The organism is Pseudomonas saudimassiliensis, assembly GCF_000939975.1.
Taxonomy (GTDB): domain Bacteria; phylum Pseudomonadota; class Gammaproteobacteria; order Pseudomonadales; family Pseudomonadaceae; genus Halopseudomonas; species Halopseudomonas saudimassiliensis.
The window spans coordinates 247,574-261,572 of the sequence record NZ_LK391969.1 but is presented as its reverse complement, the minus strand read 5'-3'; the positions used below and the strand labels follow the sequence as shown (position 1 = coordinate 261,572).

13 protein-coding genes are annotated in these 13,999 nt (G+C 63.3%); 1 reads left to right on the top strand and 12 read right to left on the bottom strand.

Features of this window, described 5'->3' with window-relative positions; genetic code table 11:
* Positions 1 to 5: 5 nt before the first annotated feature.
* Positions 6 to 2,510 carry a cytochrome c oxidase subunit I gene (gene ctaD / locus VG99_RS01335; RefSeq protein WP_044497895.1) on the bottom strand — a complete coding sequence of 835 codons (2,505 nt, stop codon included), beginning with the start codon at positions 2,508 to 2,510 and terminating at the stop codon, positions 6 to 8.
* Complete coding sequence (coxB, locus tag VG99_RS16200) at positions 2,503 to 3,285, bottom strand: cytochrome c oxidase subunit II (protein ID WP_275425463.1); 783 nt, start codon at positions 3,283 to 3,285, stop codon at positions 2,503 to 2,505. The genes ctaD and coxB overlap by 8 nt, the downstream gene beginning before the upstream one ends.
* Here coxB and VG99_RS16195 point away from each other — a divergent pair.
* Positions 3,241 to 3,720, top strand: coding sequence for a DUF2231 domain-containing protein (locus VG99_RS16195; RefSeq protein WP_044497893.1), 480 nt, complete (start codon positions 3,241 to 3,243; stop codon positions 3,718 to 3,720). The genes coxB and VG99_RS16195 overlap by 45 nt on opposite strands.
* 26 nt (positions 3,721 to 3,746) lie before the next feature.
* Here VG99_RS16195 and VG99_RS01320 read toward each other — a convergent pair whose 3' ends face one another.
* The 10 genes from VG99_RS01320 to dsbD all read right to left on the bottom strand — a co-directional run bounded on the left by VG99_RS01320 (position 3,747) and on the right by dsbD (position 13,967).
* Positions 3,747 to 4,181 (bottom strand): CopD family protein, encoded by a 435-nt coding sequence (locus VG99_RS01320; RefSeq protein ID WP_044497891.1) that lies wholly within the window; start codon positions 4,179 to 4,181, stop codon positions 3,747 to 3,749.
* Positions 4,182 to 4,424: 243 nt separating this feature from the next.
* Positions 4,425 to 5,831 (bottom strand): threonine synthase, encoded by a 1,407-nt coding sequence (gene thrC, locus VG99_RS01315; RefSeq protein WP_044497889.1) that lies wholly within the window; start codon positions 5,829 to 5,831, stop codon positions 4,425 to 4,427.
* A gap of 90 nt (positions 5,832 to 5,921) precedes the next feature.
* On the bottom strand, positions 5,922 to 7,229 hold the full coding sequence (locus tag VG99_RS01310) for a homoserine dehydrogenase (protein ID WP_044497887.1): 1,308 nt from the start codon (positions 7,227 to 7,229) through the stop codon (positions 5,922 to 5,924).
* 63 nt (positions 7,230 to 7,292) lie between these two features.
* The gene (locus VG99_RS01305) at positions 7,293 to 8,012 is read right to left on the bottom strand and encodes a thioredoxin fold domain-containing protein (protein ID WP_044497886.1); all 720 of its coding nucleotides are present in this window, start codon (positions 8,010 to 8,012) and stop codon (positions 7,293 to 7,295) included.
* Positions 8,013 to 8,059: 47 nt separating this feature from the next.
* Entirely contained in the window at positions 8,060 to 8,977 is a 918-nt protein-coding gene (gene xerD / locus VG99_RS01300; protein WP_044497884.1) for a site-specific tyrosine recombinase XerD, read from the bottom strand.
* Between the two features lie 77 nt (positions 8,978 to 9,054).
* Positions 9,055 to 9,528, bottom strand: coding sequence for a nuclear transport factor 2 family protein (locus VG99_RS01295; RefSeq protein WP_239419774.1), 474 nt, complete (start codon positions 9,526 to 9,528; stop codon positions 9,055 to 9,057).
* Between the two features lie 11 nt (positions 9,529 to 9,539).
* On the bottom strand, positions 9,540 to 10,421 hold the full coding sequence (locus VG99_RS01290) for an SDR family NAD(P)-dependent oxidoreductase (RefSeq protein ID WP_044497883.1): 882 nt from the start codon (positions 10,419 to 10,421) through the stop codon (positions 9,540 to 9,542).
* A gap of 101 nt (positions 10,422 to 10,522) precedes the next feature.
* The gene (gene dsbG / locus VG99_RS01285) at positions 10,523 to 11,314 is read right to left on the bottom strand and encodes a thiol:disulfide interchange protein DsbG (RefSeq protein WP_239419769.1); all 792 of its coding nucleotides are present in this window, start codon (positions 11,312 to 11,314) and stop codon (positions 10,523 to 10,525) included.
* Complete coding sequence (locus tag VG99_RS01280; protein ID WP_239419768.1) at positions 11,314 to 12,147, bottom strand: TlpA disulfide reductase family protein; 834 nt, start codon at positions 12,145 to 12,147, stop codon at positions 11,314 to 11,316. Before VG99_RS01280 ends, dsbG begins: the two co-directional genes overlap by 1 nt.
* Positions 12,147 to 13,967 carry a protein-disulfide reductase DsbD gene (gene dsbD, locus VG99_RS01275; RefSeq protein ID WP_044501345.1) on the bottom strand — a complete coding sequence of 607 codons (1,821 nt, stop codon included), beginning with the start codon at positions 13,965 to 13,967 and terminating at the stop codon, positions 12,147 to 12,149. The genes VG99_RS01280 and dsbD overlap by 1 nt, the downstream gene beginning before the upstream one ends.
* Between the last annotated feature and the right edge of the window lie 32 nt (positions 13,968 to 13,999).

The window sequence follows — 13,999 nt, the reverse complement described above, 5'->3', positions numbered from 1 at the left end:
ACTCCTTACCAGGCCATGGGTAACAGGGTGAATGCGGCAATGCTGAGCCAGAACACACCCAGGACATAGCTCCAGAACGGGCGCAGCACCATGGGCTCATAGGGCAGCTGGGCACTGACGTAGCCGCAGCGTACCCGGGCCGCCTGCAGCGCGGTGGTGACCGTGGCAACCGCACCATGGAACAGCAGATACCCGAGCATCACCGCCAGGACCGAATCATGGGCCGACTGGGTCGGCACCAACCCTGCCGACAAGGCGACCCAGGTCAGTACCGCCAGATGCGCCAAGCCGAGTGCTGACACCAGCCACAGGCCGCCGGCCAGCCGGTCCGTCACACCCTGGCGCAACCGACGGGTCAGATACTGATAGGCGAGGACCGCCGCCGTGAGCAGCAAGCCGCTGGCCACCAGCGACATCAATCCCAGCGGACCATTCTCCGGAGCCTGCCACTGCGGCGAGGCCGTCCACAGGTAGAACCAGCCGAACAGCAGAGAAGCATACAGCGAGCCGTTGGCCATCAGGGTGACCAGCATGCCCCAGCGCCCTGGTCCGTCCAGGGTACGGGAATGCAGCGGCGGGTTACTGGGCTCGCCTTCGTGCACGGGCGCCATCTCGGGGTGGGCGCCGTTCACCCAGCTCCAGCGCAATATGACCACCGCCGCGACCAGGGCGGCCCCGAGGGCCAGCCAGTAGGCCTTCACCAGCAGGCTGATACACACCACTGCGAGGATCGCCCCGACCTGTAGCGGCAGCCAGGAGTTGGTCGGCAGGTGCACCACTTCCCGCACCTCCCCCGTTACCGCATCCGACCCCCAGGTTTCCCGCCGCCCATGGCGCAGGACCGCCATCTCATGCTCACCTTCTTCAATCTCGAACGGCAACTGCGGGTTCTGCCACAGCGGGTGGCGGCTGCGGATCGGCGGCAGGCTGATGAAGTTGTAGGTGGTGACCGGCATGGCCACCGCCCATTCCAGCGAATCCGCGCCCCAGGGGTTGCGCGGCGCCAGGCGACCGAAACGGAAATGCAGGCATATATCCAGCAGGAACATGGCGACCCCGATGGCCATCACGAAACCACCGACGGACGACAGCAGGTTGAGCCAATCCCAACCCAGACCAGCCTCGTAGGTATAGACCCGCCGGGGCATGCCCAGCAGCCCGGTGAGGTGCATCAGCAAGAAGGTCATGTTGAAGCCGATGAACACCATCCAGAACGCCCAGCGGCCGAGCACATCGGAGGGCATGCGACCGGAAACGTGGGGCAACCAGTAGTAAAGCCCGGCAATCAGCGGAAACAGCATGCCGCCGACCAGTACGTAGTGCATGTGCGCCACCACGAAGTGGGTGTCATGCACCTGCCAGTTGAACGGCACCAGCGCCAGCATCACCCCGGTCAGGCCACCGGCGACGAAGATGATCAGAAAGCCGAGAATCCACAGCATCGGCAGATTCCAGACCACCCTGCCCGTCCATAGTGTCGCCAGCCAGGCGAACACCTGGATCGCTGTGGGGATGGCCACCAGCATGCTGGCCATCGAAAAGAACGCCTGGGCCAGCTGCGGGATGCCGACGGTGAACATGTGGTGCACCCACAGCCCGAAGCTGATGAAGCCCATGACGATGATCGCCAGCACTATCCAGCGGTAACCGACGATCGGCCTGCGGGCAAATACCGGGATGAGGGTCGACACTATGCCCGCCGCCGGCAGGAAGATGATGTATACCTCCGGATGGCCGAACAGCCAGAACAGGTGTTGCCACAGCAGCGGGTCACCGCCACCGACCACCTCGAAGAACACCAGCCCCGCCGCCCGCTCCAGCTCCAGCAGGATGCTGCCGAGGATCAGCGGCGGGAAGCCGAACACGATCATCAGCGCCATGGCCAGGATGTACCAGCAGAAGATCGGCATCTGCCGCAGGCTCATGCCGCGGCTGCGGGTGCGGAGGATGGATATAACCAGTTCGATCGCCCCGGTCATCGAGGAGATCTCCACAAAGGTGACCCCCAGCAACCAGAAGTCCGACCCCGGGCCCGGCGAGAAGGTACTGCTGCTCAGGGGCGTATACATGAACCACCCCGAATCCGGTGCGATGGCCAGCACCATGCTCGACAGGATGATCAGCCCGCCGAACAGGTAGCAGTAGTAACCCATGGCCCCCAACCGCGGGAAAGCCAGGTCGCGGGCACCGACCATCTTGGGGATGAGGTACATCGCCACCCCTTCCAGGATCGGGATGGCAAACAGGAACATCATCAGGGTGCCGTGCATGGTGAACAGTTGGCTGTAGAGCTCCGGGCTGACGATATCCTGCTCCGGCAGCGCCAGCTGGGTGCGCATGAGCATCGCCAGCACGCCGCCGACCAGGAAGAAGAACAGCCCCGTCACCACGAAGCGCAAGCCGACCGAGGTGTGGTTGACGGCCGCCAATTGCCCGAGTCCCGGCAGGTTGCCCCAGACCCGGTCGAATTCCTCGTGCAGCTGGGCGCTGCGTTTCTGCTCCTCACTCATCTACTGTTGCTCCTTCCAACCAGGCCTCGAACTCAGCCGGCGTGTGCGCGCGCACGGTGAATTTCATATGGGCATGACCTGTGCCGCAGAATTCCGCACATTGGCCGTAATACACCCCCGGCTCGTCGGCCTGCAGGCGCAGCACATTGGTCCTGCCCGGGAACATGTCCAGCTTGCCGCCTAACCGGGGCACCCAGAAGGAATGGATGACATCCTCGCTGGTCAAGTGCAGGTCTACTGCTGTGCCGGCCGGAATATGCAGCTCGTCGAGCAACCGCACCCCCGTGCCGGGGTAACTCACATCCCACTGCCATTGCCGCGCCGTCACGTCGATCCGCAGGGCTTCGCCCTCGGCCAGGGGCAGCGGCAACATGCGATGGCCGATGGGAATACCGAAGGCCAGCAGCAGCGTGATCGCGGAAATGGGCAGGATGAGTCCGCCACCCACTACCCAGCGATTCTGGATGCGCTGGGCCTGTTCGTCCGGCACCTCTCCGGGCTGGCGACGCGAGGCGTATAGCCATAACAGCACCACCACGATCAGCGTCACTACCGAGAAGCTCGCCATCGCCCACCACAACGCTGCCGCCCCCGAGGCCGAGGGCCCAGCCGGATCCAGTGCCGAATAGGGTCCGCTGCAACCGGTCAGCAGCAGGCCGATCCCGGTAATGGCTGCTAGGCTTGGTGCATATCCACGAACCCGTTCCCCCCTGACAGGAGAATGCCCCGCATGATGTCCGAGTCCATTGTCAGCAAGATGTCGATTGGCGGTCACCCGATTCACCCCATGCTCATCCACTTTCCCGTCGCGGCGCTGATTGGCCTGATCGGTACCGACATTGCCTTTGTGTTCACGGGCGACCCATTCTGGGCTCGGGCAGGGCTGTGGCTGGCGGGGGTAGGTGCGCTCGGCGGCTGGGTATCGGGCATGGTCGGTTTGCTGGACTTGCTCATCGTGGCGCAGATTCGCCGTCTGATTACCGCCTGGTGCCATGCGGTCCTGGCAGTCATGCTGCTGTCGCTGGCCTCGCTCAACTGGCTGCTGCGCATCGGCGCGGCCGACACCGCCATCCTGCCCTGGGGGTTGTTCCTGTCGCTGTTGAGCGGCTTGGCCATCGGCGCCACCAGCCTGCTGGGGGGACAACTGGTCTATGACCACGCTGTCGGGGTGGACTTTCGCGAGGCTCCGGAACCACCTCACCCACAGTGAGCGGCCGCGCTGCCATATGGGTGCGCTCATATCGGCAGCTCCACATCCGGTTTGGCCAGTACCAACCAAAGTATCAGGGAAAACAATGTCACTGCCGCAGCCGCGGCGAGCACACACCAGCCGCGCAGAGGGCGATCGTCGCCCTGCTCCATCCGCAATATCAGCAACCCCACCCCCACATGGCAGACCACCAGCGCAGTGACCACTGTCAACTTGATCACCAGCCAGCCGTCAATGGTGTGATCGATCACAAACACCAGCGTGCCGGCAATGATGGCCAACAGTGCCGCGGGGGTGGCGATACGGGTAAAGACAAAGCGTTCTATCGAGTTATGCGGATTGACGCGCACCTCCACCGGGGAGCGGCGGCCCTCATGGCCGGCGATCAGGGCCGGCAGATATAGCAGTGAGGCAATCCAGAACACCAGTGCAATGATATGCAGCACCAGAAACCAGAGCATTCGGAGTCAACTCCTGTCATCTCGCGAGTCGGGAAACCCGGCCGGGAGGCAGGGTTGAGGAGACGATTTGGACTTGTTTCAGCCGCCTCCCTGAGAGGTCGGACAACGAAGGATGGTGATTCGTGCCAGTGAAATTGGCCAAGGACGTTGCAGAAAGTTTCGGCGAGTACCGCCGAGCGGGCGCTCGGCGGCGGAAAAACACCAGAATGTTGCCGGCCGATCACACCCGGTCGGCAATGCCTGTTACAACGGCTTGCCCCGATTGCCGTGGGCAGCGACGAACTGCTGGATATCGGTCAGGCTGTTGGGCAGCACTGTACAACGCTCAGTACGCTCGAACAGGTCCGCCAGGTGCGCCGGCAGCTGCGGCTCCTCGACGTTGGCCTGGCGCACCGCCTCGGGGAACTTCACCGGGTGGGCCGTACCCAGGGTAATCATCGGGATGGCCATGCTGCGGCGGCATTCCCGCGCTGCGCGAACGCCGATCGCGGTATGCGGATCGAGCAGTTCGCCACAGTCACGGTAGACCTCGGCAATGGTCGCGCAGGTAGCCTCGTCGTCCACCGCCAGCGAGTCGAACAGGCGGCGGGCCTCGGTCCAGCGCTCATCTTCCACCGACAGCTTGCCGGTCTGCTTGAAGCTGTCCATCAGGTCCTTGACCAGCGCACCGTTGCGACCGTGCAGGTCGAACAGCAGCCGCTCGAAGTTGGACGACACCATGATGTCCATCGAGGGCGACAGGGACGGATGCAGGGTGTCCTTGTCGTAGCGGTTGCCGCTCATGAAGCGATGCAGGATGTCGTTGCGGTTGGTCGCCACCACCAGCTGGCTGATCGGCAAGCCCATGTTGCGCGCCAGGTAGCCGGCAAAGATGTCACCGAAGTTGCCGGTCGGCACCGAGAAGGCCATGGACCGCTGCGGACCGCCCAGCTGCAGCGCAGCATGGAAGTAGTACACGATCTGCGCCATGATCCGCGCCCAGTTGATCGAGTTGACCGCGACCAGCCGGGTACCCTTGAGGAAGCCCTGGTCAGCGAAGCTGGCCTTGACCATTTCCTGGCAGTCGTCGAAATTGCCGTCGATGGCAATGTTGTGGATGTTGTCACCAAGGATGGTGGTCATCTGCCGACGCTGTACCTCGGACACCCGGTTGTGCGGATGCAGGATGAAGATGTCCACGTTCTCGCAGCGGCGGCATCCCTCGATCGCTGCCGAGCCAGTGTCACCGGAGGTCGCGCCCATGATCACCACGCGCTCGCCGCGCTTGGTCAGGAAGTGATCCAGCAGGCGGCCCAGCAACTGCAGGGCAAAGTCCTTGAACGCCAGGGTCGGGCCGTGGAACAGCTCCATGACCCACTCGTTGGCGTCGAGCTGGCGCAGCGGGGCCACGGCGCTGTGGGTGAAGGCGCCATAGGTGTCCTGGAGAATCGCCTTGAAATCGGCATCGGAAATGCTGCCGGCAACGAAGGGGCGCATCACATTGAAGGCCAGTTCGTGGTACGGCAGACCGGCCCAGGACGCGATTTCCTCCTGGGTGAACCGCGGCAGGTTCTCGGGTACATAGAGGCCGCCATCCGACGCCAGGCCGGCCAGCAACACATCTTCGAAATTCAGGGTCGGCGCCTGGCCGCGAGTGCTTATGTAGCGCATATCTGCAAACCTTCGGTTTGAGCGGTAAGCCCCAGGGCGCAAGCTGCAAGCTGTTCCGCTTGTGGCTTGCCGCTGGCGACTTGCAGCTGATTAATCCAGTTGTTCCACGCGGATCCGCATCAGCGGGCCAGCGACATCGTCCAGGGCTTCCATGGCGGCGATGGCATCGTTCATGCTCTGCTCGCGGACGCGGTGGGTGAGGATGATGATCGGCACCAGGCCGTCCTGTTCCTCGACTTCCTTCTGCATGATCGACTCGATGTTGATGCCGCGCTCGGACAGGATGCTCGCCACCCGTGCCAGCACGCCCGGGCGATCCTGGGCCTGCAGGCGCAGGTAGTAGGCGGTTTCCACATCGCCCACCGGCAACACCGGCAGGTCCGACAGGGTATCGGCACCAAAGGCCAGGTGCGGCACCCGGCTATTCGGATCGCTGGCCAGGGCGCGGGCCACATCGATGATGTCCGCCACCACCGCCGAGGCAGTGGGCTCGGCGCCAGCACCGGCACCGTAGTACAGGGTCGAGCCAACCGCATCGCCATTGACCATCACCGCGTTCATCACGCCATGGACATTGGCCAGCAGACGATCCGCCGGAATCAGCGTCGGGTGCACGCGCAGCTCGACCCCCTGCTCGGTGCGCCGGGCAATGCCCAGGTGCTTGATGCGGTAACCGAAAGCTTCGGCGTAGTTCACGTCAGCGGTAGTCAGCTGGGTGATGCCCTCGGTATAGGCCTTGTCGAACTGCAACGGAATACCGAAGGCCAGCGACGCCAGGATGGTCAGCTTGTGCGCCGCATCGATACCTTCGACGTCGAAGGTCGGGTCGGCCTCGGCATAACCCAGGGCCTGGGCCTCGGCCAGCACATCGGCAAAGGTCCGGCCCTTGTCGCGCATCTCGGTGAGAATGAAGTTGCCGGTGCCGTTGATGATGCCGGCCAGCCACTGCACGCGGTTGGCCGCCAGGCCTTCGCGCAGCGACTTGATGATCGGGATGCCGCCCGCGACCGCGGCTTCGAACATCACCATGACGCCCTGCTCACGGGCGGCAGCGAAGATCTCGTTACCGTGCACCGCAATCAGCGCCTTGTTGGCAGTGACCACGTGCTTGCCATTGGCAATGGCCTGCATGACGATCTTCAGCGCCAGGTCATAACCGCCGATCAACTCGACGATGATGTCGATATCCGGATTGCTGGCCAGCGCCAGGGCGTCATCGGTCACCTGGACGTGATCCCCGACATTGCAGGCAGGGTTCGGGTGCCGGGTGGCAATATGGGTCACCTCGATCGCCCGGCCTGCCCTGCGGGCAATCTCCCCGGCGTTGCGCTGCAGAACATTGAAGGTGCCACCGCCGACGGTGCCCAGACCACATATACCCACTTTGACCGGTTTCAAACCAAGCCCCCACGTTTCTCTATGTTGTAGTAACTGCGTTGTTCAGCCCACCGCGGTGGGCTGTCATTGATTGGCGATGGCCTCTTGGGCCAGCGCCTGGGCCGGCTTGTAGCCGGGCACCAGCGTACCGTTGGCGAGGAAGATCGCCGGCGTGCCCTGGACCCCGACCTGGGCGCCCAGCTCGTACTGGCCGGTAACCGGATTCTCGCAGGTGACACGCGTCACCGACTTGCCCTGCTTGGCGCGGGTCATGGCCGCCTGCCGATCTTCGGCACACCAGACCGAGCGCATGACCTCGGCGGTCTTGCTGTCGGTGCCGGCGCGCGGGAAGGCAGCGTAGCGCACCTCGATACCCAGCTCGTTCAGCTCGCCGATCTCCTCGTGCAGCTTGCGGCAGTAGCCGCAATCCACATCGGTGAAGACGGTGATGTGCGTTTTCGGTTGCGCGGGCGCGAATACCACCAGGTCCTTGGTAGGGATGCCATTGATGACTTCACCAATCGCCTTGGCTTCGACCTCAGCGGTCAGGTTGCGCGGCTGGCCGTCATTGACCGCAATCAGCGCACCCTGCACCAGATACTTGCCGTCGCCACTGCCATAGATCACCCGACCATTCTCCAGCTGAATCTGATACAGACCCTCGACGGGCGTTTCCGAAATCGTCGTAACTGCCAGGGGAAAGTTCAGCTGGTCCAGGCTCTGGCGGATGCTCTGCTGCGCATCAGCCCACGCCTGGGTAGCGCACAGGGCCAACAGCCCGGCTGTCAGGTGTTTCAGTCGCATTGGTCGGTCCTCTTGATGACGGGCAAGCTTATCATGAAACGCATTTCTCACCCACGGGGATGATGACTGGCATGCAGTTCACGCAGTCGATGCCTGGCCACATGGGTATAGATCTGGGTGGTCGACAGATCGCTGTGGCCGAGCAGCATCTGCACTACCCGCAGATCCGCGCCGTGGTTGAGCAGATGGGTGGCAAAGGCATGGCGCAGGGTATGGGGCGACAGCGCCGTACGGATACCCGCCTGCTGGGCATGCAGTTTGATCCGATGCCAGAAGGTCTGGCGGGTCATCTCCCGCGCCTGCTGGCTGGGAAACAGCACATCGCTGGGCTTGCCCTTGAGCAGCGCCGGGCGCGCCTCGGCGCAATAGCGGACGATCCATGCCAACGCTTCCTCACCCAGCGGCACCAGGCGCTCCTTGCTGCCCTTGCCGACGATCCGCACTATGCCCTGGCGCAGGTTCAGCTGATCCAGTCGCAGGCCGACCAGCTCGCTGACCCGCAACCCGCAGGCATAGAGCACTTCCAGCATGCAGCGATCCCGCAGTCCCAACGTGTCGCTGATATCCGGCGCGGCCAGCAGCGCCTCCACATCCGCCTCGCTGAGCGAATCGGGCAAGGGCCGGCCCAACTGGGGCATGGCGATATCCAGCGTCGGGTCTTCGCTGACCAGCCCTTCGCGCAGGGCATGCCGGTAGAACCCGCGCAGGCAGGACAGCAACCGCGCCGTCGAACGCGCCTGGTAGCCAGCCTGGATGCGCCAAGCCAGGTGTTCCAGCAGATCGCCCCGGCGCGCCGCATACAAGCCGCCCCGCCCCGCCAACCAGCCGGCCAGCAAGGTCAGATCGGTACGGTAAGAATCCAGCGTCTGGGCAGCCAGCCCCCGCTCCAGCCACAGGCTATCCAGATAGCGGCCAATGGCCCGCAGGTCATCTTCACCGGGCGGCTGGGGTAAGGGCGTCTTCATGCAGGTCTCGAACAGGTTAGCCCGACATCATAAAGGCTTTTGCGACAGGCAACAAAAAACCGCCCGGAGGCGGTTTTTCACTGGCTCGGCGTGGATAAACTGTGTCCTTCAACGGTTGAATGGATCCGTGAGCGGGTTTCAATGATGCGCCATCCCGCCTCGGTCAGCCGATAGCGGTCTTCATACTGCCCACCGAGCTGCCGGGTCAGGCCGGTCTGCGCATCCACATTGAAATAGTACAGTGCCCAGCGACCACGCGCCTCGGTCGCCGACTCCAGAACGATTTCCGGATTGGCCCCGTGATGCAGATCGATGACATTGGGCTGACAGGCCAGACGCGTATAAAGCTCCAGGAAGCTGTCGCGATCATGGAACACGCCGATCGCGCCGTAATCGATCAATATCGGCCCTGGCGCAAAACACGCGCGCATCTCCTCCACGTCCTTGCGATCACAGGCGTTGAGGTATCGGTGCTTGAGTTGCTGAATCTGCTCCAACGCCTCAAGTTTCTGCAGGCGCTGCTCCAACGCCACCATGCTGGTCTGCTGCATGCTTGCTCCCTCTAGCCGACCCGTGCCGGGTGTACGGGCACCGGCCCACCCAATTGCTGTCGCAGTGACGCTGGCTGACGCTGCCCGGCATCCACAATGCCGTAGCGTGCGGCCTGCTCAGCGGTGATCAAGGTCTGCCCATTCATCTGCGCCAACCCCGGGTCGTTTAATAGCGCATGAATGACGCTGCCATTGAATTCAGGGGTTTCCGCCTGCGCCAAGAACGCAGAATAATCCACACCACTTGCAGCTCCGACCAGCGCGCTGCGCTCGGTGTGTTGCAAGCCCAGCCACAAGGACAATGCGGCGACCTTGGTGCCTTCCAAATCCACAGCCATGTCGGCAGCGAGCTTGTCGCACCCTGCCTTCTGCGCTCCATAGGCCGGACCATGCATATAGCAATTGGCGCCGTAGGAGGAAATGAAGGTAATCAGGCCCCGCGGGGATTTCAGCAGCAGCGGTACAGCATAATAGCTCGCGACGTAAGCCGAACGCAGGCCCACATTGAGCATATCTACCATACCCAGTTCCTTTTCCCAGAAAGGTCCCGGAAGGACCAACTGGTGATGCAGGAAGGTGGCATTATTGACCAGCAGATCGAGCCGGCCATGCTCCGCAGCCACCTGCTCGAACAGGCTGGCTACCTGAGCATCGTCGGCATGATCGCAACGAACCGGGATCCCACGACCACCGGCGGCTGTCACCAGCTGGGCCGTCTCTTCCAGATTACCGCCCAGGACCTGGCCGTTGACCTGCTCCTGCCCCAGGCCGCTGAGTGTCCGTCCCGTGACATATACCGTCATTCCGGCACGCCCCAGGGCTACGGCGATGCCCCTGCCCACGCCCCGGCTGGCCCCTGTGACTACTGCAATATCAGATCCTGTGGATTGCACGCAGCTGCTCCATTAAGAAATGTTCAATCCCATTTCTATAACATGGGCAAGAAATCAGCATCGTCTGACCGGACGATAACGCGGTGCGCCGCAGCTGCCCGTTACCGCGGCCCCATCACCTCAGCCATCTGCCCCGGCTGCGGCATGCCGTTGAACTTGCGGATCAACCCGTCGCCTTGTCGAACAACGATGCCTGGCGTACCGCGAAAGCCAGTGGCGTGCATAAGCTGCTGGTTCTCATCGAGCACTCGCTGCGCTTTACTGGAAATGCTGCTGGCCGGCGTAATGCCGCCCTGGGCGAAATTCTTCTCGTTTTCCAGCAGCGCTGCTGACGGATCATCCGCCTCGAGGATGGCTGCCGCCTTGGCGGGACTGTCGGCCTTGATGACGCCGACAAACAGATGGCGTAATTGCACCTTGCCGGAGTCCACCCAAGGTCGGGCCGCTTCCCAGAAGCGGTGGCAGTAGGGGCAATTGGCATCGCTGAAGGTGTAGACCACGCGCGGCGCATCGGCCTGGCCGTCCAGTACCCAGGTTGAGCTTTCCAGTTGGGCCCAGGTCTTGTCGCTCATCGGTTTGGCCACCAGCTCCTGAAGCATCGCGGCATCGACCGGTTGCCCGCTGGCATCCAACCGAGTACCCACGATCGCCTTGCCGTCATTGGTGAGATAGACCGCCATGGGCTGATCGCCAGCGACAGCGGCGAAGGCCCGCAGCTCGCTCCCGGCGTCGAATTCCTCGACGATGGTCAGCCCCTGGGCTTGCAATGCGTTAAGCACCTGCGGCTGCGCCGCCTCCTCTGCGTACACGCCAGTCGCTACCGATAACAGGGCCGCCGCCATGCCGAAGGACATGCCGGGGCGCTGATGAAAAAGGGATCTGGAAAACATCATTATTCCTCGTTGGAAATGGATTGGGCGGATTGTGCAAAGTGGCGCGACATGTTGCTCTTGAAACTGGCCATGGTGAGTTCACCCATATGCGAATCCACCAGCTCACCGTCGGCATCAAAGAACAAGGTGGTGGGCAGAGCCCGTGCGCCGGTCGCGTGCATGGTTCGCGAAAAGGGATCAAGCAGTACATCGCTCAGCGTCAGGCCCTGGCTTTGCAGGAAGGCCAGCGCCTGCTCGGCGCTTTCGCCCTGGTTGACCATGACGATATTCACCTCCGGGAAGGCGGATTGGGCCTGCTCGAATACGGGCATTTCCCGGCGACAGGGTGGACACCAGGTAGCCCAGAGATTGACCACGGTCGGGCGGCCCTGATAGCTCAGCAGTGAAATGGGTTGCTCCTCCAGGGTGGCCAACTGCAGATCCGGCATGGGTGGCGAATGGTGCAGTAGCCCCACTACCGTGCCGGTGGCAAACCAGGCTGCAACACCGGTCAGCACACCTGCCAGCGCCGCCCGACGCAGCGTTCGCATGCGCCGGGCTCGCCACCCGATAAACGCCAGCGCGGTCAGCACCCCCACCCACCAGGTAAACCCGCCATCGCCAATAGCGATTATCGACATCGGTGTCGCGAAATAATCCTCCCACCAGAAGGCGACGTACCCCAGGCGAGCGGCTATCAACCCCCAGAACACCGCATCGAACAACACGGCGCCAGCCAGCTTGAGCGAAACATCATCCCCAATCCGCTTGGCAACCGCGCGGGTCACCAGCCAGGCGAGCAATATCGCAGCGACAACGCCGACGACTTTGATAGAGAACGGACCAATACTCATCATGGTGTACCTGCTGCATTCAGACGGTTGAGAAATTCACTCGCGTTGATTTCGCCGACCATCCGCAGATCGCGGCGCTCGGTGCCATCGGGCCCGACCAGGATCAGCGTGGGCGGCCCCAGCACGCCCCAGTGCCTGAGCAGCGCCTGGTCCACCGCATCGTTCTGGGTGACATCCGGCCGCACTATCTGCATGCGCGCCAGCCGCTCCGCCACCACCGGATCGCCGAACACATTGCGCTCGATCACATGGCAGCTGACGCACCAGTCGGCGTAGAAGTCGATCAGGGTCCACTCCCCCCGCGCGGCAGCTTCAGCCAGGCGGGCGTCCACATCCTCCACCGACTTGGCTTGCACATAGTCCGGCACAGACGGGGCGGATACCGGCGCTGAACCGCCGCCCAGGTGGGCCAATGGCTGCAATACCGAGCTGCCGCCCGAGGCCGCGCCCAGCAGCATCAGTACCGACCACAGTCCGATGAAAGCCGCACCGGTACGCAGGGTCCACACCAGGCGCGGTCTTGCCGGCGCGGCCTGGGCCCAGGCCAGCAGGCCGATGGCGATGGACAACAGCCACGCGCCCCAGAGGAGCAGGCTCAGGGTGCCGGGCAGGAAACGAACCAGCATCATCACGGCCATGCCGACCATCAGGTAGCCAAAGGCGATATTCACCCGCTCCATCCAGGCACCCGGCTTGGGCAGGATGCGCGCACCGAAGGTCGCGATGGCCAACAGCGGCAGCCCCATGCCCAGGCCGAGGGCAAACAGCGCCAGGCCACCATAGACAGCGCTGCCGGTTTGACCGATGTACAACAACGCGCCGGCCAGCGGCGCGGTCATGCAGGGCCCCACCAGCAGAGCGGAGAGAAAGCCCAGGGCAGTAGCACCGACCAGGCTACCGCCTGCCCGCCCGCGCCCTACTGACTCGACCCGATCCACCAGGGCCGAAGGCAGACGCAGGGTGAACAGGCCAAAGAGCGCGCTGGCCAGCACCAGGAACAGCGCGGCGAAGGCGCCCAGCAGCCAGGGCGACTGCAGGGTGGCCTGCAGGTTGGCGCCGGCTAACCCCGCTGCTACTCCGACCGCCGCATAGGTCGCAGCCATCGCCACCACGTAGCACAGCGATAACATGAAAGCGCGGGCAGGTCTGGCCTGGCTGCCGACCACCATGCTGGAAACGATGGGAATCATCGGCAGGGTGCAGGGAGTGAATGCCAGCAGCAGGCCGAAACCGAAGAACAGCAGCGTGCCCGCCACCGGCCCGAGGGTGGCCAGACGCTGCGCCGCCTGCTGATCCTCGCCCATCTCTGCGCTGGGAGCGGCGTTATCCGAAACCGAGGCGTCAGTTATGGAAGCATCCGGGGAAGCCCGGGCTTCTCCCTCGGAAGGTAGATCGACCTGCAGCGTTTGCGGGGGATAACAGAAGCCAACTTCCGCGCAGCCTTGCCAATGCAGCGTCAGCGGGCCTGATGTTCCTGCCGAAAAATTCAGGCGCAACATGTCGCCGGTATAGATTTCCGTGTCGCCGAAGAACTCATCGTGCTGGGCGGTGCCTGCGCTCAGGGCCAGGTCGACCGGCTCGCCGTGGCCATCAACCAGTTGCAGCGAATGGCGGTAGACATAATAGCCGTCGGCAACAATGCCCTTTGCCTCAAAGCGGTCACCTTGCTGGTGAATGCCGTCCAGCTGGAAGACGTCCACCGCCTCCAGCAGCTCCGGTTGCTTACCCCAGGAGGAAAACAGCCCGCCACTGGCCCAGGCGCTGCCGAAGGCGAAGAAACAAAGCAGTACAATGGCTGACGCGCGTCGGTACCAGAACAAATCCAATTCCCCGAGACAAGGTATTTGGGGAA

Bases quoted from the DNA above. Each gene is read 5' to 3' on its own strand.
- VG99_RS01295 (WP_239419774.1), bottom strand. From the start codon at position 9,528: ATGCAGCAGACCAGCATGGTGGCGTTGGAGCAGCGCCTGCAGAAACTT.
- VG99_RS01280 (WP_239419768.1), bottom strand. From the start codon at position 12,147: ATGAGTATTGGTCCGTTCTCTATCAAAGTCGTCGGCGTTGTCGCTGCG.
- thrC (WP_044497889.1), bottom strand. From the start codon at position 5,831: ATGCGCTACATAAGCACTCGCGGCCAGGCGCCGACCCTGAATTTCGAA.
- xerD (WP_044497884.1), bottom strand. From the start codon at position 8,977: ATGAAGACGCCCTTACCCCAGCCGCCCGGTGAAGATGACCTGCGGGCC.
- VG99_RS16195 (WP_044497893.1), top strand. From the start codon at position 3,241: ATGATGTCCGAGTCCATTGTCAGCAAGATGTCGATTGGCGGTCACCCG.
- VG99_RS01305 (WP_044497886.1), bottom strand. From the start codon at position 8,012: ATGCGACTGAAACACCTGACAGCCGGGCTGTTGGCCCTGTGCGCTACC.
- dsbG (WP_239419769.1), bottom strand. From the start codon at position 11,314: ATGATGTTTTCCAGATCCCTTTTTCATCAGCGCCCCGGCATGTCCTTC.
- ctaD (WP_044497895.1), bottom strand. From the start codon at position 2,510: ATGAGTGAGGAGCAGAAACGCAGCGCCCAGCTGCACGAGGAATTCGAC.
- VG99_RS01320 (WP_044497891.1), bottom strand. From the start codon at position 4,181: ATGCTCTGGTTTCTGGTGCTGCATATCATTGCACTGGTGTTCTGGATT.